Annotated in this window: 1 protein-coding gene; it reads right to left on the bottom strand. The window is 54.1% G+C overall.

The window, feature by feature from the left end; translation table 11 throughout:
* Positions 1-460 (bottom strand): fimbria/pilus outer membrane usher protein (locus tag M3190_RS15210; RefSeq protein ID WP_251583559.1); only part of this gene is annotated, 460 nt, incomplete at both ends.

Here is a 460-nt window from a genome sequence, read left to right as displayed (position 1 = left end):
CCATTGCACCGAACGGTACCGGTTTACCTTTACGGGTCAGGGTTATCAGCAACTTGACACCAACATGGGCTTTGAAATCTGCTCGCACAATCGCGCCGTGGGTGGGCACCACGCTGACTACTGCATCATCAAGGTCAACATTATCTGCAAGTGTATTGGTATCAAGAGCCACTCGGTTTTCCCGATACTCAGTGGCGTAAGGCACAACCGCATAACCACGCCAGTCGGTGGTCACACCGGTCTGGTTTTCCACTTTGACCCCATCCGCACCCGGCGCTTTCACTAGTACCACTGTATCATTCAGCGGTTGGCTTAAGGTCACACCGTCCCCGTGAGCCAGCACGCCTCCACTGACGCCATAATAGAGTTGCCTGAATCCATCATTGCGACTGTAGCCAAGATTGGCACTACCGTAGCCGCCACGGTAGTTCAGTGCGGCATAGCCAGTGCTGCTAGTATC

It is taken from the genome of Microbacterium oleivorans, assembly GCF_023715745.1.
In the GTDB taxonomy this organism is placed as follows: Bacteria; Actinomycetota; Actinomycetes; order Actinomycetales; family Microbacteriaceae; genus Microbacterium; species Microbacterium oleivorans_D.
Note: the sequence above shows the minus strand (reverse complement) of the source record. Positions and strands in the feature narration are given on the sequence as shown.